The organism is Alcaligenes sp. HNGD-HTN06 (genome assembly GCF_049932565.1).
Classification (GTDB): Bacteria; Pseudomonadota; Gammaproteobacteria; order Burkholderiales; family Burkholderiaceae_B; genus Alcaligenes; species Alcaligenes ammonioxydans.
Window position 1 is genome coordinate 181,335 of sequence record NZ_CP187782.1, and the last position, 18,339, is coordinate 199,673.

At 58.8% G+C, this 18,339-nt stretch carries 21 protein-coding genes; 18 read left to right on the forward strand and 3 right to left on the reverse strand.

The window, feature by feature from the left end; all coding sequences use genetic code 11:
- The first annotated feature begins 72 nt into the window (after nucleotides 1-72).
- From ACOZ42_RS00785 to ACOZ42_RS00805, 5 genes are read left to right on the forward strand one after another with little or no spacing between them, the layout of a single operon-like run.
- The gene (locus tag ACOZ42_RS00785) at nucleotides 73-693 is read left to right on the forward strand and encodes a LemA family protein (RefSeq protein ID WP_003804948.1); all 621 of its coding nucleotides are present in this window, start codon (nucleotides 73-75) and stop codon (nucleotides 691-693) included.
- A gap of 20 nt (nucleotides 694-713) precedes the next feature.
- Complete coding sequence (locus tag ACOZ42_RS00790) at nucleotides 714-1,670, forward strand: TPM domain-containing protein (RefSeq protein ID WP_003804947.1); 957 nt, start codon at nucleotides 714-716, stop codon at nucleotides 1,668-1,670.
- A gap of 17 nt (nucleotides 1,671-1,687) precedes the next feature.
- Nucleotides 1,688-2,185 (forward strand): TPM domain-containing protein, encoded by a 498-nt coding sequence (locus ACOZ42_RS00795; RefSeq protein WP_003804945.1) that lies wholly within the window; start codon nucleotides 1,688-1,690, stop codon nucleotides 2,183-2,185.
- A gap of 15 nt (nucleotides 2,186-2,200) precedes the next feature.
- Entirely contained in the window at nucleotides 2,201-3,607 is a 1,407-nt protein-coding gene (locus tag ACOZ42_RS00800) for a DUF2868 domain-containing protein (RefSeq protein ID WP_426345429.1), read from the forward strand.
- The gene (locus ACOZ42_RS00805) at nucleotides 3,604-5,052 is read left to right on the forward strand and encodes a DUF3482 domain-containing protein (RefSeq protein WP_003804942.1); all 1,449 of its coding nucleotides are present in this window, start codon (nucleotides 3,604-3,606) and stop codon (nucleotides 5,050-5,052) included. Before ACOZ42_RS00800 ends, ACOZ42_RS00805 begins: the two co-directional genes overlap by 4 nt.
- Before the next feature lie 11 nt (nucleotides 5,053-5,063).
- Here ACOZ42_RS00805 and ACOZ42_RS00810 read toward each other — a convergent pair whose 3' ends face one another.
- Both ACOZ42_RS00810 and ACOZ42_RS00815 read right to left on the reverse strand, forming a co-directional pair.
- The gene (locus tag ACOZ42_RS00810; RefSeq protein WP_003804938.1) at nucleotides 5,064-5,507 is read right to left on the reverse strand and encodes a DUF488 domain-containing protein; all 444 of its coding nucleotides are present in this window, start codon (nucleotides 5,505-5,507) and stop codon (nucleotides 5,064-5,066) included.
- A gap of 239 nt (nucleotides 5,508-5,746) precedes the next feature.
- On the reverse strand, nucleotides 5,747-5,995 hold the full coding sequence (locus ACOZ42_RS00815) for a GlsB/YeaQ/YmgE family stress response membrane protein (RefSeq protein ID WP_003804935.1): 249 nt from the start codon (nucleotides 5,993-5,995) through the stop codon (nucleotides 5,747-5,749).
- 350 nt (nucleotides 5,996-6,345) lie between these two features.
- On the opposite strand from ACOZ42_RS00815, the gene thpR reads away from it, so the two are divergent.
- The 12 genes from thpR to ACOZ42_RS00875 all read left to right on the forward strand — a co-directional run bounded on the left by thpR (nucleotide 6,346) and on the right by ACOZ42_RS00875 (nucleotide 16,276).
- Nucleotides 6,346-6,945 carry an RNA 2',3'-cyclic phosphodiesterase gene (gene thpR, locus ACOZ42_RS00820; RefSeq protein ID WP_059318444.1) on the forward strand — a complete coding sequence of 200 codons (600 nt, stop codon included), beginning with the start codon at nucleotides 6,346-6,348 and terminating at the stop codon, nucleotides 6,943-6,945.
- On the forward strand, nucleotides 6,942-7,880 hold the full coding sequence (locus tag ACOZ42_RS00825) for a LysR family transcriptional regulator (protein ID WP_003804930.1): 939 nt from the start codon (nucleotides 6,942-6,944) through the stop codon (nucleotides 7,878-7,880). The genes thpR and ACOZ42_RS00825 overlap by 4 nt, the downstream gene beginning before the upstream one ends.
- 197 nt (nucleotides 7,881-8,077) lie before the next feature.
- The gene (locus ACOZ42_RS00830) at nucleotides 8,078-8,752 is read left to right on the forward strand and encodes a DUF4286 family protein (protein WP_003804927.1); all 675 of its coding nucleotides are present in this window, start codon (nucleotides 8,078-8,080) and stop codon (nucleotides 8,750-8,752) included.
- 37 nt (nucleotides 8,753-8,789) lie between these two features.
- On the forward strand, nucleotides 8,790-9,758 hold the full coding sequence (locus ACOZ42_RS00835) for a TRAP transporter substrate-binding protein (RefSeq protein WP_415302050.1): 969 nt from the start codon (nucleotides 8,790-8,792) through the stop codon (nucleotides 9,756-9,758).
- A gap of 15 nt (nucleotides 9,759-9,773) precedes the next feature.
- Nucleotides 9,774-10,265 carry a TRAP transporter small permease gene (locus ACOZ42_RS00840; protein ID WP_426345430.1) on the forward strand — a complete coding sequence of 164 codons (492 nt, stop codon included), beginning with the start codon at nucleotides 9,774-9,776 and terminating at the stop codon, nucleotides 10,263-10,265.
- Nucleotides 10,258-11,553: a TRAP transporter large permease gene (locus ACOZ42_RS00845; RefSeq protein ID WP_131071158.1), complete on the forward strand. Its 1,296-nt coding sequence runs from the start codon at nucleotides 10,258-10,260 to the stop codon at nucleotides 11,551-11,553. The genes ACOZ42_RS00840 and ACOZ42_RS00845 overlap by 8 nt, the downstream gene beginning before the upstream one ends.
- 11 nt (nucleotides 11,554-11,564) lie before the next feature.
- The gene (locus tag ACOZ42_RS00850) at nucleotides 11,565-12,389 is read left to right on the forward strand and encodes a peptidylglycine monooxygenase (protein ID WP_426345431.1); all 825 of its coding nucleotides are present in this window, start codon (nucleotides 11,565-11,567) and stop codon (nucleotides 12,387-12,389) included.
- A 64-nt stretch (nucleotides 12,390-12,453) separates the two neighbouring features.
- Nucleotides 12,454-13,590 carry an ABC transporter permease gene (locus ACOZ42_RS00855; protein WP_003804920.1) on the forward strand — a complete coding sequence of 379 codons (1,137 nt, stop codon included), beginning with the start codon at nucleotides 12,454-12,456 and terminating at the stop codon, nucleotides 13,588-13,590.
- Complete coding sequence (locus ACOZ42_RS00860; RefSeq protein ID WP_003804918.1) at nucleotides 13,584-14,381, forward strand: ABC transporter ATP-binding protein; 798 nt, start codon at nucleotides 13,584-13,586, stop codon at nucleotides 14,379-14,381. Before ACOZ42_RS00855 ends, ACOZ42_RS00860 begins: the two co-directional genes overlap by 7 nt.
- Nucleotides 14,381-15,298, forward strand: coding sequence for an MlaD family protein (locus ACOZ42_RS00865; RefSeq protein WP_003804915.1), 918 nt, complete (start codon nucleotides 14,381-14,383; stop codon nucleotides 15,296-15,298). Before ACOZ42_RS00860 ends, ACOZ42_RS00865 begins: the two co-directional genes overlap by 1 nt.
- A complete protein-coding gene (locus ACOZ42_RS00870) occupies nucleotides 15,295-15,930 on the forward strand; it encodes an ABC-type transport auxiliary lipoprotein family protein (protein ID WP_003804913.1) in 636 nt (211 codons plus the stop codon). The genes ACOZ42_RS00865 and ACOZ42_RS00870 overlap by 4 nt, the downstream gene beginning before the upstream one ends.
- Nucleotides 15,931-15,934: 4 nt before the next feature.
- Nucleotides 15,935-16,276: a hypothetical protein gene (locus ACOZ42_RS00875; protein WP_003804912.1), complete on the forward strand. Its 342-nt coding sequence runs from the start codon at nucleotides 15,935-15,937 to the stop codon at nucleotides 16,274-16,276.
- Between the two features lie 111 nt (nucleotides 16,277-16,387).
- On the opposite strand, the gene ACOZ42_RS00880 is transcribed toward ACOZ42_RS00875, so the two are convergent.
- Nucleotides 16,388-17,068: an HAD family hydrolase gene (locus tag ACOZ42_RS00880; RefSeq protein WP_003804908.1), complete on the reverse strand. Its 681-nt coding sequence runs from the start codon at nucleotides 17,066-17,068 to the stop codon at nucleotides 16,388-16,390.
- A 209-nt stretch (nucleotides 17,069-17,277) separates the two neighbouring features.
- Here ACOZ42_RS00880 and dctP point away from each other — a divergent pair, with 209 nt between their 5' ends.
- Nucleotides 17,278-18,252, forward strand: coding sequence for a TRAP transporter substrate-binding protein DctP (dctP, locus tag ACOZ42_RS00885; RefSeq protein ID WP_039944037.1), 975 nt, complete (start codon nucleotides 17,278-17,280; stop codon nucleotides 18,250-18,252).
- Nucleotides 18,253-18,339: the final 87 nt, after the last annotated feature.

The following is an 18,339-nucleotide window of genomic DNA, read 5'->3' on the forward strand; positions in this document are numbered from 1 at the left end:
GGCACGTGTCCTGGCAAATGGGGTGTAACCTGTTTTTGTTGTTTATCTGCTTATTTTTGCAGGAAAAAAATCATGACATCATGGATTCGATGGGTCTTTATCAGCAGCATGGCGGTCTTGCTGTCGGGTTGTGGGTATAACGAGATCCAGCGGCTGGACGAGCAGGTCAAGGCCGCGTGGTCGCAAACCTTGAATCAATACGAGCGCCGAGCCGAGCTGGTGCCCAAGCTGGTCAGCTCGGTCAATGCCTATATGGTCAATGAGCGCACGGTACTCACGCAGGTTACCGAGGCGCGCGCCAAGGTGGGCACCATACAGATGAAAGTCGAGGATATTGATAATCCCGAGGTCATGGCGCGCTTTCAGGAAGCACAGAACCAGTTGTCCTCAGCCTTGTCGCGCCTGATCGCGGTCTCGGAAAACTATCCGCAGCTCAAAAGCGACGGGCTGTTTCGTGATTTGATGACGCAGCTGGAAGGCACGGAAAACCGTATCGCCACCGAGCGCGGTCGTTACGTGCAGGCAGTGCAGGAATACAACCTGTACATTCGCCAGTTCCCTACCCTGATTACCGCCAAGCTGTTTGGCTACAAGGTCAAGGAAAACTACGGGGTGGATCGTCAGAGCGAAATCACGCGTGACCCCGAAGTCAAATTTGATATTCCTGCGACACCGGCTCCTGCCGGGTATTGAGTGACTCTGGAGGGGGTGCCATGAAGGTGTCCGATCTTGCACCGACGACCGGGCTTGGGTCTGTACGGACAGGCAGGCTGGTTTGGGTCTGTCTGCTGACGGTTTTGCTGATGTTGTGCTGGCCGTGGGGCCAGGCGCAGGCCAAACCCGAGCCGATTCCCGCCATTGCCGGTTGGGTGACGGACACCACCGGCACCCTGAGCGCGGAGCAGAAAGAGGCCCTGAACCAGCAGCTCAAGGCTGTGGAGCAGGAAAAAGGCGCACAGGTGGTGATCCTGATGGTGCCCACCACGGGTGAAGAAACGATCGAGCAATACGCCCTGCGTGTTTTTGATCAGTGGGAGATCGGTCGCAAGAAGGTGGACGATGGCATCTTGCTGCTGGTGGCCAAGGATGATCGTCGCATGCGTATCCAGACTGGCTATGGTCTGGAAGGCGCGGTGACAGACCTGCAGGCTGGCCGCATCATCCGAGAACAAATGACCCCTCGCTTTATCGAAGGCAATTTCTACGCCGGCATTCAGGCTGCGACGGATAGTTTGGTGGGGCTGGTCAACGGCGAGGAACTGCCCCCGCCCCCTAAAAATGCCCCTGTCACTTCGTCCGGGGAAGATGGGGTGTTCTGGGAGCCTTTGCTGGCCGTCGGCGCGATCGTGTTTTTTGCTTCGCCCTTGTTTGCGGCCTTTGCCGCGGGGGTGTTCACGCTGGTGGTATCGGGCAGTATTGGTCTGGCTTTGCTGGCCGCCGTCGTTGGTGCGGGTTTGAGCATGATTGGCCGACTCTTTGGGGCAGGCGGCAAGTCCAGCTCCGGGCGTGCTTCGCGTCGTGGCGGCGTCATTGGAGGCCTGGGCGGTTATTCCTCGGGCGGTTTTGGCGGCAATGGCGGCAGCAGCGGTGGGGGTTTTGGCGGCTTTGGCGGTGGCAGCGGCGGTGGTGGTGGCGGCAGTGGAGGCGGTGGCGCCTCCGGTAGCTGGTAAGGCCACAGGGGAGCAACATGAGTGTGAACTGGAAAGAGTTGTCGGGCTGGGCATCGGTGCACGGCCAATGGCTGCGCCGACGTCATTTCAACGCGGAAATGCTGGGCCATCTGGCTGAACAGATTCGCAAGGGTGAACAGAACCATAGTGGCGAGCTGGTGGTGGCGATCGAGGCCGTCCTGCCGGCGCACGAAGCGGACAGTGCCCAACGTGCCCTGGAGGTGTTCGGTCGTTTGCGTGTATGGGATACGCCGCTCAATTCCGGTGTCCTGTTGTATCTGGCTCTGGGGCAGCGGCATATCCACATCATTGCGGATCGTGGCATCCAGGCCGACCCGGCCCAGTGGGCGCGGATCTGCCGAGAGTTGGAAAAGGATCTGGCGGCCCGCGAATATCTGTCTGGCTTGCTGACGGCGGTGGAGGCGATTGAGGCGGTGTTGCAGCAAGGCGCGCCGGCGCATGATCCGAATGATGCGCGCGTCAATGCCTTGCCTGATGAACCTGTGCTGCTGTAAAGGGGGCCCAGGGCCATGAAACCGTCTGCCCCTGTCGGCTCCTGGCAGCAACAAACCTTGGTTGAAGCCATACGTTTGCGTGAGACCCTGTGGGGGCCTCTTGAAGACCTCTCGGAGTCGCGACGTGCACGGGCGGCGGGTGGCTCATTTGCTCGACGCGTAACGGCGCGAGCCCTGGCTCTGGCTCAACGTGACGGGTTGGAGCAGGCCTGGAGTCGCTGGTGGCGCGTGGCGCGTCTTCTGATGGTCGCGATGGCCGTGCTGGCGGTGTTGGCCGGTGCTGCGACCGCAGCCGGTGCCTTGGGCGATGGCCGTCGTGCCGTTAATGTGGTCACGGCCGTAGGAGCCTTGTTGGGACTGCATGTTCTGACTTTTATTTTCTGGTTGCTCAGTCTGGCCTTGTCGGGGAAAACGACCGGCGCTGGCAGTTGGGCTGGCGATCTGTGGTGGTGGCTGAGTCGCCGCTTCGTCAAAGGCGAGGCCAGTCTGGTGCCGCAGGCTTTTGCCGCCGTGTTGGCGCGCCGTGGCAGTCAGTTCTGGCTGGCGGGATTGATCAGCCATGGTTTGTGGGTGTTGGCCTTCCTGTCGGCCCTGAGCACCCTGCTGTTATTGCTGGCTTCGCGTCGCTATCACTTCAACTGGGAAACCACGCTTTTGACGCCAGAGACCTTTGTCTGGCTGGTTGAAGGCCTGGGTGTCCTGCCGTCCTTGTTGGGCTTTACCTTGCCCGATACCCTCACCATACGTAGCAGCGATGGCTTGCACATGCTGGATGCCCAGGCTCAGGCCCTTTGGTCCAGCTGGTTGCTGGGTGTGGTGGTCACGTATGGCCTGCTGCCTCGTGTGCTGGCCCTGGCCTGGAGCCTGTGGCAATGGCGTACACACACGGCGCGACTGAGCTTGGACGACAGTTTGCCGGGTCTGGCGGAATTGCGCCCGCGCCTGATGCCTGCCAGTGAGCCTACGGGCGTAGACGAACTGGCCTCGCCCGACAAAGTCGCCCGGATTCACAATGAGCCCGGCGCTCTTTTAGCGGCTCATGCTCTGTGTGTGGTGGGGCTGGAGTTGCCGCCCGAACACCGTTGGCCGCCTGCCTTTATGCAGGAGGATATGCAGGATCTGGGTCGCGTGGATTCACGGGCCGAGCGTCTGGCCATTTTGGGCCGCCTGCAGTCAGCGAGCCCTCGTCACTTGTTGATGGTGTGTGACGCTGCCCAGACCCCGGATCGGGGTGTGGTCGCCACCTTGGTGGAATGGGCGCAGTTGGCCCAGCAGTCCGATGTCATTTTGCTGGATGAGGCCTTGGCCGATCCTGAGCAGGCACGCCGTCGCAGCTGGCATGAACGCTTGGTGGCGGCCGGTTTTGCGCCGGGACAGATACACGATCAATGGCCTGACCGGCCTTTGAAGGAGCCTTCATGAATGCTGCGGCTTTGACGCTGGCGGTGGTGGGCCATACCAATACCGGCAAGACCTCCTTGTTGCGCACCCTGACCCGGGACGCCGCTTTTGGTCAGGTCAGCAACAGTCCCGGCACCACACGGCATGTAGAAGGAGCCCGGCTGACGGTGGACGACGAGGCTCTGGTAGAGCTGTTTGATACCCCCGGCCTGGAAGACAGCATGGCTTTGCTGGACTTTATGGATCAGCTGAGCCAGCCTGGGGAGCGTATTGATGGGCCGGAACGGATTCGGCGCTTTCTGGAGTCCCCCGCGGCGCAGGGACGCTTTGAACAAGAGGCTCGCGTGCTGCGTAAGTTGCAGTCCTGTGATGCCGGTTTATACGTGGTGGATGCACGCGATCCTGTGCTGAGCAAGCATAAAGATGAGCTGACGCTGCTCGCCTATAGCGGGCGGCCTTTGCTGCCTGTTCTGAACTTCGTGCGCAGCCCGCAGGCTCGGGTGCAGGAATGGCGTAGTGCTTTGGCCCGCTTGGGCCTGCATGCCTTGGCAGAGTTCGATACGGTAGCGCCAGCGCTGGATGGCGAAGCGTTGCTGTACGACAAGCTGGCGGTATTGCTGGAGACGCAGGCCGGGGTGTTGCAACATCTGAAAATGGATTTGGCCCAGCAGGCGGCCTTGCGGCGTCGGGATGCCCTGCGGCTGTTGGCAGAGTTGCTGATTGATGTGGCCGCCTGGCGAGTGAGTACGCCCTCGGACAAGGAATCCATGGCCTTGGCGGTGCAGCAGTTACGGGAGCCGGTCCTGGCACGCGAGGCCAAGAGTGTTCAGGCTTTGCTCAGACGCTACAGCTTTGGCCGTCAGGATGTGGTGGCAGATCTGCTGCATTTTGAGGGAGGCCGTTGGGGTATGGATTTGTTTGATCCCCAGGCCTTGAAAGAGTTTGGGGTGCAGTTGGGTAAGGGCGTGGCGGCTGGCGCCATGGCCGGTGCGACACTGGATGTGATGACTGGTGGCTTGAGTCTGGGAACGGGAACGGTTCTGGGCGCACTGGCCGGCGGTTTGTGGCAAGGCGCGGACAAGTGGGGCCAGCGCTTGATGGGCAGGCTGCGAGGCGAGACCGAGTTAAGTGTGGATGACGCGGTGCTGCGCCTGTTAGCGGTGCGCCAGCTCAGTTTGATTGCGGCTCTGGAGCGGCGCGGTCACGCGGCGCAAACGCCTATTCGGCTGGGCGAAATTGATGCTGAGGATTTCGATCAGGCCTTGCAGCGGGAATTGAATGTCTGGCGTGCGCAAAGCCTGCCTGAGGAGTTGGCGCAGGCTCGGATTCATCCGACCTGGTCCGCCTTGCGCAATGACTACGCGCCGGATTCGCGGCGTGAAGCCTGTGTGCAGAGCCTGGTCAAGCACTTGCTGGGAGCGCGCAATGCGCCAGGGGCCAGCTCGGTTGGGCAGACACAGCGATAACGCAGTCGGCTTTATTCCTTTTCCTCGCGTGGCAAGTGGGCATAACAGACCGGCGAGCTGGGTTCCCTTGCGTCATGGATGCGGTCCTCGTTGGCCAATGCGTTGAGCACGGCCTGTTTTAGCACCGTCAAATACGAGGTGTGTGGGTCATGGGCGGCGCTTAGCAATTGCAGTTCGCCTTTGCGGGCCAGCGTCATCAAGGGCAGCAAGGCGTCGGGGTCCTGCTCCAACTGTTGTTGATAGCGGCGCTGAAATTGCTCAGGGGAAATGTCGCCCTTATGAAGACCCTTGCGCAACTCCGGTGTGGGGCTGGCTTCGTGCAGCCACTGGATATCGCCCAACGCTTCTTTGCGCAGGCCGCGTGGCCAGAGGCGGTCTGTCAGGACACGGGCAGCCTTGCCGGAAGACGCATGGATGGCATCGTAAACGCGATTCAAGGTGATGATGTAAGGCATGACAGGCTCCGGGAACGTCGGGTGTCCTGGCGCTCAGTCGCGATGGCTGGTCGTTTTCTGCTTCTGTGCGTCGGGGCCGCCGCAGTAACAGGCGGCGGTGAATGCGGCTGCTAAAGGCAAGCAGCAAGCTGCAGCAGCTTCCCGGACTTGTGTAGCCCGTTTCCGTGCGAGGGTGAGGTTCAGGTCTCAACCACCTGGCCGTCAAGGCTGCTGCAGTGTTGGGGGGTACGTGTGGCGCTTTACGCCTTCTTACTGACCAGGCCGTAGATAAACAGGACGATGATGGCACCCACGATGGAACCGATCCAGCCAGCGCCTTCGCCGGGGACGTACCAGCCCATGGCTTGACCCAGATAGCCGGCTACAAATGCGCCGACAATCCCCAGGATGGACGTCATTATCCATCCCATCTTCTGGTCGCCAGGCATGATCGCCCGCGCCAGCAAACCTACGATAAAGCCCACAACAATCATGGAGATAATACCCATCGTTCTACTCCTGTTCTGTGTTTGCCGGTCATAGGTTCAGACCGCTGGGTCTATCTTAGGTAGGGAGTTTTTGCACGTCTATCGTTTTGCGTATCTGAAACCGTTAAAAACGTCAGGCTTTGTAAATGGATGATCCTTATCCGGGCTGCTGCTAGTGTGCGAATGTCGCGCAGCCTTGCGAAGAACCGGCTATTTCCCTTTGCCCGTGACTCTGGCTGTCGGTGGGCTTTCACCGGAATTTTGCGCGGACAGCGCTACGATGGGGTAAAGCGAGAGGTGTGCGCTGTCACTGAGGGGGTGGCCTGAGCCTGCCCGTTCTTGTTTAACCTGCCTTGTTTGAGGGTGTGCTGATGACGATTCCCTTGCCCATTCTGGACCTGAAGCAGTGCGATGCCGAACACGCTATGCGTGCGTTCATCGGCTGGTGGCCCGATGCGCAAACCCGGGCCTGGCTGGCCGAACAGGCCCGTCAGGCCCAGGCCCTGTATGGTGGACGGATGATGCAGTCTGATCACTTTCACTTAACCCTGGCTTTTCTCGATAGCAGCCCCGTGTCGGCGCTGCAGTCCTTGGCGACACGAATGGCTGGATGGACGGTGCCGGATATCAAGCTGGATCTGACCGTACGGGATGTGTTTGAAAAGCCCAGGGTGGTGTGGGCCGGTCCTGACGACTCGCAAAAGCAGGCTCTGGATGCCCTGCAACAGTGGCATGAGGCAATCTGGTCCAGCTTGACCGGGCTGGGCTGGACACAGCCTCCGCGCCCTTTTCGACCGCACGTGTCCTTGCTGCGGCATGCGCAGATTGTGGCGGGCCGAGCGCATGGCCATAGGTTGTCGCCCCAGGCTTTTGTCGGTGATGGTGCTGGCTTGATTGTGTCCGTTCCCTGTGAACAGCGGAGCCAATATCATCTTGCCGCCATGATGGGCTCAGAAAGGACAGGTGCATGAATATTCGTTTTTTGGAAACCTTCATCTGGATTGCTCGCTTGGGCAGTTTTCGGGCGGCCGCGAACAAGCAGCATTTGACGCAGGCTGCGGTGTCGGGACGGATTGCAGCCCTGGAGAGCGAGTTTCAGAAAACCCTGTTTGAGCGTGGTCATCGGGATTTGCGTTTGACTCCCGCCGGGCGAAAACTGATGCAGTACGCCGAGCAGATGCTGGGCATGGAGCACGATCTGCGCGAGGCCCTGGCAGGTTCCAGCCGCTTGAGCGGCCGTGTGCGTCTGGGGGTGGTCGAGTCCATTGTGCATACCTGGTTCAAGGACCTGATTCGCCAATTGCATGCCCTGTATCCCGAACTGGAAATTGAGCTGACTGCTGAATCCACGTTGCGCCTTCATGACCTGCTCAAACGCGGAACGATTGATGTGGCCTTGCAGACCGATCCCATCATGGGCGATGGCATACGCAATCTGCCCATGGGGTCGATGCGTATGGGCTGGGTGTGCATGGCCGATGAGAGCATGCCGGTCCGTAGTGGCTTGCAGGAGTTGGTCCAACGCTGGCCCTTGGTCACCTTCCCTCGCGGCTCGCAGCCCCATCTGGCCTTGGTGCAGTTGCTTGACCCCTTGCCGGTAGATCAGGCCCGGATTCATTATGTATCTTCCATTGCCGCCAGCATGCAACTGATCGAGGCACAACCCAGTATTGCGACCTTGCCCCTGGCGGCGGTCAGTCGTCAGCTCAACAGTGGGCTGTATCAGGAAATCGTCTGTGAGCATGCCTTGCCGGACTTGCGTCTGGTGGCCAGTTGGCGACCCGATCCCTTGACGCAAACGGCTCAGGCCGTCATTGGGGTAGCGCTGGAGCGCATGCATCATTTTGCTGCCGAGCATCCAGGTCTGGCTTTACCCCCGCCAGACACGCGTGTTTTTGCCATCTAGCCTTTGAGGGTTTTCCCCTTGCCCGTACAGGTGTACGACCGCCGCGCTTGCTTGATAAGCTATATCTCGCGCCATTCGCTAGAACTGATCGCTTTTTCCGATTGCTCCAGGTTGAAATAAACCGTTTGGTCTCTGCCCGGCAGCCGTTGGACACTCCCACAAAGCGTGTGCAATGACTTTGATTCGGGAGAGCTGTCGTGTCTGCTATTTTTCGTACGGATCGTGATGCGCCGGGGGAGTTGTTCATCTGGACAGATATCGCCCCGGAACATGAGCGGGATTTCAATCAATGGTATGAGCGCGAGCACATGGCCGAGCGTGCGGCCATACCGGGCTTTCAATGGTCGCGACGTTATGTGCGTCAAGGGGTCGGGCGCAAGTATCTGGCCCTGTATCGCACCGAGTCCCTGCGGGTCTTTGGTACCCCCGAATATCGAAAAGCATTTGAGCAGCAGACAGACTGGTCCAATACCAACTTTGCGCGCATGAGCAATACCCAGCGCCGCGTGATGGCGGTGAGCGTGCTGGGCGGGGCCGGTACGGGCTCACATGTTTTGCTGGTGCGTCTGCCTGAACGTGCACATCAGCAAAGCCTGGCCCGTCACAGTGCGGCCTATCTGGAACAGGTGGATGGTTTGGTGGCCTTGCGTGTGCTCACGCCTGATCCCGAGCTCTCGACCCCCCTGCCGTCCGAAGATACGCAGCAGCGTCGTTTGGACCCGTATCTGGTGGCGGATCTGACCACCCCGGAGGCTGCGCATGTCTTGGCCGCCCGCTTGCAGCAGGATCTGGGCGTGGCAACGAACGATGTATCCGAGTTTTCTTTGTTGTGGGATCTGCAGTCACGGGATCTGAATGCGAGCCGTTCATAAGACGGCTATCACCTCAATTCTTGGGAGAAGCGACATCATGATTAAAAAATTACTTTCCATGGCTTGCGTACTGGCGTTGGCAGGGACCGCGCAGGCGGCCACCAACTGGAACATGAGCACCGAGCAGCCTGACAACAACTTTCTGACACAGAATGCGCGTGAGTTCGCGGCCGATATCAAAGCGGCGACCAATGGCGAGTTGAATATCAATGTGCAATCGAACTCGGTGCTGCTCAAGCGTCCCGAGGTCAAGCGTGGCGTTCAGCAAGGTGTGGTGCAGGCCGGGGAGATGCTGGTGGCGGCCATCGGCAACGAAGATCCTTTGTTTGAAGTCGACAGCGTGCCTTTCCTGGCCTCATCCTTTGACCAGTCGGAAAAGCTGTGGAAAGCCACCCGTCCGTTTCTGGCCGAGCGCCTGGACAAGCAAGGCATCGTGCTGGTCTATGGCTCCCCCTGGCCTCCACAAGGCATTTACACCAAACAACCGGTGGAGCAGCTCTCGGATCTGGCTGGCGTCCGTTTCCGTGCCTACAGTCCGGCCACCAGTCGCCTGGTTTCCTTGATGGGGGCGGTGCCCACCACCGTGCAAACACCTGAGGTGCCACAGGCATTTTCTACCGGCATTATTGATGCCATGCTGACCTCGCCGGCCACGGGCGTGGATTCACAGGCCTGGGACTACGTGAAGTATTACTACGACGCGCAGGTGTTCATTCCGCAAAGCTTTGTGATTGTGAATAAGCGCGCGTTCCAACGCCTGCCCGAGAGCGTGCAAAAAGCCGTGCTGGAAGCTGGGGAACGGGCTGAGCAGCGTGGCTGGGCGATGTCGCGTGAACAGACGTCCAAGCTGACCCAGACCATGGCCGATAAAGGCATGGTGGTCGGCCCGCTCAGCGACAAGCTGGCTGCGCAGTTGCAGGCTATCGGCCAGACCATGACCGAAGAATGGCTGAAGAAAGCAGGGGCCGACGGCCAGAAGCTGCTTGATACTTACCGTCAGCCCTAAATCAGGAGTGCGTCCATGATTGTGCTGGAGCGTATGGCCAGAGTATGCGGCGCACTGGCCGCACTCTCTCTTTGCCTGATCGGGGTAGTGGTGACGGCGCAGATTGTGGCGCGCCTGTTCTCCATGCAAATACCGGCGTCGGACGACTTCGCAGGATGGTTTATGGCAGCGTCGATTTTTCTGGCGCTGCCCTACGCCATGCTGCAGGGCGATCATATCCGCGTCTCTTTGTTGTTGCAGGTGATCCCCGATCACCTCAGGCGCCCTTACGAATTGTTGGCCACGCTGATTGGGCTGTTGCTGGCCGCCTGGTGTACCTGGGAGACGGCCCATTTTGTGTATGAGTCCTTTGTGTACAAGGAAGTCGCTCAGGGCATGGTCGCGGTGCCCCTGTGGATTCCCCAGCTGGGCATGCCTGTTGGTTTGGGTCTGCTGACCCTGATGTTGTTGCGGCGTCTGCTGCGTGTGGTTCAGGGCCAAGAATTGGAGGCAACGGAACATGGCTGATTTATCTCAGGCAATCGTCTTGTTTGTGGCTCTGCTTGCCTTGCTGGCCAGTGGCGTGTGGGTGGCGCTGGTCCTGATCGCTTGCGGTATCTTGTCTATTTTTTTGTATGCGGATGCACCGGCGGGCATTATTTTTGCCACCAAAGCCTGGGACTCCTCGGCCAGTTGGGCTCTGACGGCCCTGCCCTTGTTTATCTGGATGGGGGAGATTCTGTATCGGACCCGGCTGGCGGAAGATATGTTCAGCGGGCTGGGGCCGTGGGTGCAGCGTTTGCCGGGTCGTCTGGTTCATGTCAATACCTTGGGTTGCGGCATTTTCGCGGCAGTCAGTGGTTCCTCGGCCGCCACGGCTGCCACCATTGGCCGCATCTCCTTGCCCGAGCTTAAAGCACGAGGCTATGACGACAGCATCAGTATCGGCTCACTGGCCGGCGCCGGTACCCTGGGCCTGCTGATTCCCCCCTCGATCGTGATGATTGTGTACGCCGTGGCCGCTCAGGTTTCCATCATCCGCCTGTTTGTGGCCGGGGTATTGCCCGGTATCTTGTTGATGTGCCTGTTTTCGGCCTACATCGCAATCTGGTCCATCCGTCATCCAGATCGGGTGCCGGCGGCAACCGAGCAATTAAGCCTGGGTGAGAAAGTACGGCGCCTGCGTCTGCTCTTGCCGGTGGTCTTGTTGATTGTGGCTGTGATCGGTTCAATTTACGGTGGCATTGCAACGGCCACGGAAGCGGCTGTGCTCGGTGTCATTGGTTCCTTGCTTATTGCCGCGGTGGGGCGTTCCCTGAATTGGAAAACCTTTACGGCCAGCTTGTTAGGCGCTGCGCGCACCTCGTGCATGATCTCCTTTATTTTGATCGGGGCCGCCTACCTGACCAGCGCCATGAGCTTTACCGGCCTGCCTGCCAATCTGGCTGCCTGGATTGGTTCCTTGGGTTTGAGCCAATACGCCCTGATTGCCGTCTTGACGGTGTTTTTCGTCATTCTGGGCGCCTTTCTGGATGGCATTTCCATTGTGGTGCTGACCACGTCGGTCTTGTTGCCCGCTGTGATGGCGGCCGGTATCGACCCGATCTGGTTTGGCGTCTATCTGATTTTGACTGTGGAAATGGCCCAGATCACTCCGCCCATCGGTTTCAATCTGTTCGTGATTCAGGGGATTACCGGCCGTAACCTGTTTGAGCTGGTGCGCATGGCCTTCCCCTTTTTCTTGTTGCTGGTGCTGGCCACCGTATTGGTGACGATCTTCCCGCAAATCGTCATGGTCTTGCCTAACGCGATGTAAAGGGGGGGGGGATGACTATGGCTTATGTCAGCCTGGGAGCGCAACGCTATAAAGTGGAGCGCGCCTGGACGCAGGCCGATGTGGGCAGCATCACCAGCGTGGCGGTGCTCTCTGATGGGCGTATTGCGGCGTTGCTGCGCCGTCCGGCCAGTGTGCTGGTGCTCACTCCGGATGGACAGGTATCGGCCCGCTGGCCATTGGACGATATGCTGTGCCCGCATCACATCAGCGCCCGTCCGCAGGGCGGCGTGTTGGTGACGGATGTCGATGGGCATCAGGTTGTTGCTCTGGACGGCCAGGGCCATGAGCAATGGCGGCTGGGCATGCCGGAGCAGCCGCGTTGGCAGGAACCGTTCAACCACCCCACCCATGCGATTGAATGTGCAGGGGGAGGCTTGTGGGTAAGCGATGGCTATGGCAATACCGTGGTGCATCGCTTTGACCCGCAGCGTCAGTGGCTGGCTGCGCTGGGCGCGCCGGGCCCGGGGCCTTTGCAGTTCAGCACGCCACATATGCTGGCCGGCGCGGCGGACGGTTCGGTCTGGGTGGCTGACCGTGAGAACAATCGCGTCCAGCATCTGGATGTACAAGGTCGTTATCTGGGGGAACTGCGCCTCTTGTACAAGCCAATGGCCGTGGCCGTACAAACCGACGGTTCCGTTCTGGTCAGCGACCAGACCGCGAGCCTGTCACGGTTTGATCCGGATTCGGGCATCTTGCTGGGGCGTTGTCGGGTGCAGGGCGTGTATGGGCATGGTTTGACCACCGCGCTGGACGGACGGATTTATATAGCAGAAATGTTGCCTGATTGCCTGACTTGCTTACAGCCCGTTTAATTATCCACAAAGCATGAAAAAGTAGTTGGCGCTATGGAAGCGGTCAGCGCAAATCCATTAGACTATGCGCATGAATACGTCTGCGTCTCTGTATGTCCGTACAGACTCCTCTGGTCAGCTGCAATTGCTAGGCGACTGGTCCTTGCGTCACTACGAAGCGTTGCAAAGCAGTTTGCGCTCGCTCGGTGACAAGCAGGGCCCGTGGTCCTTGGATTTCAGCGCCTTGAAGTCGCTGGATACCACCGGTGCTCAGGTGCTGTGCGAGTGGCTCGGAGCCGAGCGTGTGCAGGTGGCTCTGGATACGGCCCAAGGCTTGTCCAAAGAGCGCCATCAGTTATTGCAAACCGTCGCCAAGGCGATGAGTCGCATGGATCAGCGCCATCTGGTTGCGCCCCGCTGGGGCATCACGGATCTGTTCGAGCGGGTGGGTCTGTCCATGGTCCACATTTCGCGCAATATGCGCGAGCTCCTGGGTTTCATCGGCCTGACGCTGGAAACGCTGATCCGCAATCTGCTGCGGCCCAGTCAGTGGCGGGTGACCTCGATTGTGGCGCAACTGGAGGAAACTGCATTTAATGCAGTGCCCATCGTGGCCCTGCTGACGTTTTTGGTCGGTGCAGTGATCGCCTTTCTGGGCGCGACGGTGCTGGCGGATTTTGGCGCCACGATCTACACCGTCAACCTGGTCGGTTTTTCCTTCCTGCGAGAGTTCGCGGTGCTACTGACGGCCATTTTGATGGCGGGTCGTACTGCCAGCGCCTTTACCGCGCAAATTGGCTCCATGAAGGCGAATGAAGAAATTGATGCTCTGCGCGCCCAGGGGCTGAATCCCATGCTGATTCTGGTCATCCCCCGGGTGCTGGCCATGTTGTTGGCCATGCCTATCCTGACCTTTGTGGGCATGCTGGCGGGGATTTTTGGTGGCGCACTGGTGTGCGCCCTGATTTTGGATATCTCGCCGACCATGTTCATCAATATCTTCAATCAGGATATTGATTTGCGACACTTTGTGCTGGGCATGGCCAAGGCACCGATCTTCGCGTTTCTGATTGCGGTCATCGGCTGTCAGGAAGGGTTCAAGGTCACTGGCAGCGCCCAGTCTGTGGGCGAGCACACCACCTCGGCCGTGGTGCAATCCATCTTTATCGTCATTTTGATCGATGCCTTGGCCGCGCTGTTCTTTATGGAGATGGGATGGTAGAGGCTGCCGTTCGTCCCATTATTCAAGTGCGTGATCTGGACAATCGCTTTGGCGATCACGTCGTGCATGAGCATTTGGATATGGATGTCTACCCCGGTGAGATCGTCGGCGTGGTGGGGGGCTCCGGTACGGGTAAGTCGGTACTGCTGCGCGCCATTTTAGGTTTGCGCCCACCCAATGGGGGCACGGTTCGCATTTTTGATCAGGAAATCGGTTCTCTGTCGCCCGAAGACCGTTCGCGGCTGGAGCGCCGTCTAGGGGTCCTGTTCCAGCAAGGGGCACTGTTCTCCTCGCTGACCGTGGTCGAGAATATTGCGATGCCCTTGATCGAGCATATCGGTCTGTCCCGCTCATCGGCCGAGCATATCGCCGCCATGAAAATGGCACTGGCCGGTTTGCCCGCCAATGCGGCGACCAAATATCCGGCCGAGCTGTCTGGCGGCATGATCAAGCGCGCCGCCTTGGCGCGTGCCCTGGCACTCGATCCGGAAATCCTGTTTCTGGACGAACCCACGGCCGGTCTGGACCCAGTGGGCGCGGGGGATTTTGACCAGCTTATTCTGACCTTGCGCGATGCGTTGGGTCTGACCGTTTTTCTGGTTACACACGATCTGGATACGCTCTACACCATTTGTGACCGGGTCGCCGTGCTGGCGCAAAAGCGTGTGTTGGTCAACGACACGCTGGCCCATGTAGAGCAGGTTGATAACGACTGGATTCGGGAATATTTCCACGGTCCACGGGGACGGGCCGCCCAACAGGCCCAAAGCCGTCGTCAGGAGCATTGTTAATGGAACCGCGTGCCCATCATGTATTGATCGGGGTCTTTACCTTGGTAGTGGCGATCGCTGCTGTCTTTTTCTCGCTTTGGCTGGCCAAGTCGGGGCAGGATGCCGAGACCCGTGATTACGATATTGTCTTTCTGGAAGGTGTGCGTGGCTTGTCACGTGGCAGTGCCGTGCAATACAACGGCTTGCGTGTGGGCGAGGTGCGGCATTTGCGCCTGGACCCGAATGATTTGCAGCGTGTGCGGGCGCAAGTGACGATTCAGGCTGCGATCCCGATTCACGAAGATACCCAGGCTCGCCTGGCGCTGGCCGGCATTACCGGCCAGTCCGTGATTGAGCTTAGCGGCGGCACGCCTAACAGTCCCTTGCTGGAGGCCCAGGATGACGGCTTGCCTACCATTGTGGCCTCGCCCTCTCCACTGGCTCAATTAATGGCCGGGGGCGAGGAGCTGATGGCACAGATCTCCCGGCTGCTGGATAACGCCAATACCTTCTTGTCGTCCGAGAACTCATTATCGCTTTCTGCCAGTTTGCAACAGCTGGAAGCCTTGATGGGGCAGCTCTCGAAGGCCAGTGAAGGCGTGCCGGCCCTGGTAAAAGAGCTGTCCCAGGCCAGCGAACAGGCCACTCGCCTGCTCTCGTCCACACAGGGGCTGGTGGATCGTCAGGGTACGCAGGCCATGAATGCGATTCAGAAATCCATGGAAGATTTCAGCCGCGCCACTCAAAGCCTGAACAAGCTGCTGGAACAGAACTCGGCCGCTATTGGCCGCGGGGCCCAGGGTTTGACCGAGATCGAGCCTGCCTTGCGTGAGTTGCGGCAGGTACTGGCCGGGTTCCGGGCCGTTACCTCCCGTCTGGAAGAAAATCCGACCGGTTACCTCTTGGGTCGCGACAAATTACAGGAGTTCACACCATGATGCCCACGATTGTGCATCGTTTGCTAAAGGCATCGGTAGTTGGTCTGGCCGCCTTGTCTACGGCCTGCTCGGTTCTGCCTCAGTCCGAGCCCCTGACCTACTATCAGCTTCCGGCGGCAGCGCTGAGCGCCCAGCAAGCCGGTGCTTCGCACAAGCAATTGATTATTCAGGTCAATCGCCCTCATGCGGATCGTTTGCTGGCCAGTTCGCGTATTACAGTTTTGCCTCAAGGCAACGAATTAAGCGCGTATAAAGGCGTGCGATGGGGGGATGATGCGCCTGCCCTGCTGCGCAATCGTCTGGCCGATGGCTTGCGTGACGCCGCACAGTTCCGGGCCGTGGTGCTGGAAGGCGAGTCCGTGATTGCCGATATCGAGCTGGGAGGTACCTTGGGAGCCTTCCAGGTCGAGTATGTACAGGGTGCGCCACGGGTACGCATTCAGCTTGATGCCTTGTTGCGTGACCAGCGTTCTGGCCAGTTGATCCAGACCCGTCGATTTGTGGTTCAGCAGGAGGTGGACGGCACGGCGGTGCCTGAGGTGGTTGATGCTTTTGGGCAGGCTGCCGATGCCCTGTCCTTGCAGGTCAGCCAGTGGTTGGGTTCTTTGACGGTTCAGACCGAGACGTTTTAATGATATGTACGAGTCACGCGATCAGCCCTTGATTACGGGTTGGCAGTTTGCCAAACGCCTGTTGATGCATACCTTGATTGGTATCGTTTTTGTAACTTTTTCCCTGATGCTGGGTGCACTGGGCCATATGTGGTTTGAAGAGAATGTGCCCTGGCACGATGCGGCCTTGAATGCAGCCATGATGGTGGGGGGACTTGGCCCCATGGCTCTGCCCGAGACCTGGGCTGGCAAAGTTTTTTTTGCGATTTATGGCGCATATATCAGTCTGGTGCTGGTCGCCACGTTCGGGCTGATTATTACGCCCGTGATGCATCGTATTTTGCATACCTTCCATCTGGAAGATTAAGCCACGGACAGGAAGGCACGGTAGAAGCGAGGAGTCCCGAAAAAGAAAGGGCACACGTCGTTTTTGAGCCCGGCTCGCTACGCCGCGCCTTTTTCATGGCTGCATGAAGGTTTAACCCTGTACGCGTTCGTGCTCCAGCCTGGCGATCAAGGCCGGTAATTCATCCATACGACGGAAGGTGTCCCGCACGCCAAGGCGGCGCAGATCTTCTTGTTTGTCGGGGACCGGGCAGTAACCCAAGACAGTCGCCCCGGCGGCCAGGCCTGCTGTCGCGCCTGTAACACTGTCTTCCACGACCAGACATTCCTTGGGGTCTACACCCAAACCCTGCGCAGCGGCCAGATACACATCCGGGTAAGGCTTGTTGCGGGGGGTCTCGGCGCCGCTATAGATATGGCTGCCAAAATAATCCAGCAGTCCCGTTTGTCCCAGTTGCAGTACCAGCTTGGCTCGGTCTGCCCCGGAGGCACAGGCAATCATGCCGGGCTTGTCGCGCAAAATGGCATCCAGAGTGTCCTGGATGCCGGGAATGGCCATGACTTCATTGCTCAAGGCATGGTTGCGGCGCATGCGAAAGGCCATCACCCATTCCATATCCAGGTCCTTACCCGTCATTTTTCGCACGGTCGGCAGCTCGTCGGGCAGGGCTTTGCCAATGAACCAGTCGTAGCACTGTTCGTAGCTCATCACCCAGCCTTCCTCTTGCAACATGTCCCGCAGCACGCGAACCGTGATGGGCTCGCTGTCTACCAGCACACCGTCACAATCAAACAGCACAGCGGAAAATGTCATCAGTAATACCTTTTAGCCAATAAAACTTGAAGTCTGTGATGATACCGCAGGCGGATGCCGAGCAGGCACGGCGCGGCGTGGACTCCTGAGTACCGGCAGGGGATCTGCCGGCCTAGTGAAAACCCCGACTCATAAATAATTGATTATTGATATATTTATATCTAAACTAAAATTTCATAATCAATAAACCTTACTGCGGAAGTTCCGTCATGGTTCATAAAACAACTCGAGTGGTGGCAGCAGCGTTGCTGGCATTGGGAATGGCTGGCGCGCAGGCGGCGGAAGTCACGCTCAAGGCGGTATCTGTCTTTACGATGGACACCTTCTTTACCAAGCGGTTCAAGCAATTCGTTGACAAGGTCAACGCAGAAGGCAAGGGCCTGGTACAGATCAACGTCATTGGTGGCCCGGAAGCCATTCCTCCTTTTGAGGTCGGCAATGCCCTGCGTTCGGGCGTGATCGATTTTGCCAATACAACCGCTGTCTTTCATGCCAACCTGGTGCCAGAGGCGCTGGCCCTGACGCTGACGGAAAAACCCATGAGCGAGCTGCGCCAGAATGGCGGCTACGAGCTGATGGACAAGATTCACCGTGAAAAAGCCAATATCACCTGGCTGGCCCGCACTACCGATGGCCTGCAATACCACATCTACACCAACAAGCCGGTGACTTCGGCGGACCTGTCGGGCTTTAAGCTGCGTGGCGTGCCGGTGTACCTGTCTTTCTTCCGTGAAATCGGTGCTACTCCCTTGCAGATTCCACCCGGCGAGGTCTATACCGCGTTGGAGCGTGGCGTGGTGGACGGGTATGGCTGGCCGTCAGTGGGTGTGATGGAAATGGGCTGGCATGAAAAAACCAAATACCGTGTTGAACCCGGCTTCTATAACGTGGAAGTGGGTTTCTTCATGAACCAGAAGAGCTGGGAAAAACTGGATGAAGAGCAAAAAGCCTTCATGCGCAAACAGATCGAGTGGATGGAGTCGCAAAACGTGACTGAACACCAGATGGCGGTGGAGGAAAAAGCCGCCACTGAGCAGGCCGGTGTGCAGGCGCTGGTTCTGGAGCCGGACGTTGCTCGTGCCTTGCGAACCAAGGCGTATGAAGCTGGTTGGGCCGGTATCGACAAATCCAGCCCCAAATACGCCGCGCAACTGCGCGAACTGTTTGGTGGTTACCAGCCTTAACGCAGATAGTTGTTGACGCTGTTGGACAGTGGACATTGCCCCCTTGCGGACAGTGTCCACTTTTTGATGGCGCCCTACGGGCGATAT

Coding starts and splice junctions, on each gene's coding strand:
- ACOZ42_RS00815 (WP_003804935.1), bottom strand. CDS start 5,995: ATGGGTATTATCTCCATGATTGTTGTGGGCTTTATCGTAGGTTTGCTG.
- ACOZ42_RS00865 (WP_003804915.1), top strand. CDS start 14,381: ATGGAACCGCGTGCCCATCATGTATTGATCGGGGTCTTTACCTTGGTA.
- ACOZ42_RS00855 (WP_003804920.1), top strand. CDS start 12,454: ATGCGCATGAATACGTCTGCGTCTCTGTATGTCCGTACAGACTCCTCT.
- ACOZ42_RS00880 (WP_003804908.1), bottom strand. CDS start 17,068: ATGACATTTTCCGCTGTGCTGTTTGATTGTGACGGTGTGCTGGTAGAC.
- ACOZ42_RS00850 (WP_426345431.1), top strand. CDS start 11,565: ATGACTATGGCTTATGTCAGCCTGGGAGCGCAACGCTATAAAGTGGAG.
- dctP (WP_039944037.1), top strand. CDS start 17,278: ATGGTTCATAAAACAACTCGAGTGGTGGCAGCAGCGTTGCTGGCATTG.
- ACOZ42_RS00795 (WP_003804945.1), top strand. CDS start 1,688: ATGAGTGTGAACTGGAAAGAGTTGTCGGGCTGGGCATCGGTGCACGGC.
- ACOZ42_RS00835 (WP_415302050.1), top strand. CDS start 8,790: ATGATTAAAAAATTACTTTCCATGGCTTGCGTACTGGCGTTGGCAGGG.
- ACOZ42_RS00790 (WP_003804947.1), top strand. CDS start 714: ATGAAGGTGTCCGATCTTGCACCGACGACCGGGCTTGGGTCTGTACGG.
- ACOZ42_RS00825 (WP_003804930.1), top strand. CDS start 6,942: ATGAATATTCGTTTTTTGGAAACCTTCATCTGGATTGCTCGCTTGGGC.
- ACOZ42_RS00810 (WP_003804938.1), bottom strand. CDS start 5,507: ATGCCTTACATCATCACCTTGAATCGCGTTTACGATGCCATCCATGCG.
- ACOZ42_RS00870 (WP_003804913.1), top strand. CDS start 15,295: ATGATGCCCACGATTGTGCATCGTTTGCTAAAGGCATCGGTAGTTGGT.
- ACOZ42_RS00845 (WP_131071158.1), top strand. CDS start 10,258: ATGGCTGATTTATCTCAGGCAATCGTCTTGTTTGTGGCTCTGCTTGCC.
- ACOZ42_RS00840 (WP_426345430.1), top strand. CDS start 9,774: ATGATTGTGCTGGAGCGTATGGCCAGAGTATGCGGCGCACTGGCCGCA.
- thpR (WP_059318444.1), top strand. CDS start 6,346: ATGACGATTCCCTTGCCCATTCTGGACCTGAAGCAGTGCGATGCCGAA.
- ACOZ42_RS00785 (WP_003804948.1), top strand. CDS start 73: ATGACATCATGGATTCGATGGGTCTTTATCAGCAGCATGGCGGTCTTG.
- ACOZ42_RS00875 (WP_003804912.1), top strand. CDS start 15,935: ATGTACGAGTCACGCGATCAGCCCTTGATTACGGGTTGGCAGTTTGCC.
- ACOZ42_RS00860 (WP_003804918.1), top strand. CDS start 13,584: ATGGTAGAGGCTGCCGTTCGTCCCATTATTCAAGTGCGTGATCTGGAC.
- ACOZ42_RS00805 (WP_003804942.1), top strand. CDS start 3,604: ATGAATGCTGCGGCTTTGACGCTGGCGGTGGTGGGCCATACCAATACC.
- ACOZ42_RS00800 (WP_426345429.1), top strand. CDS start 2,201: ATGAAACCGTCTGCCCCTGTCGGCTCCTGGCAGCAACAAACCTTGGTT.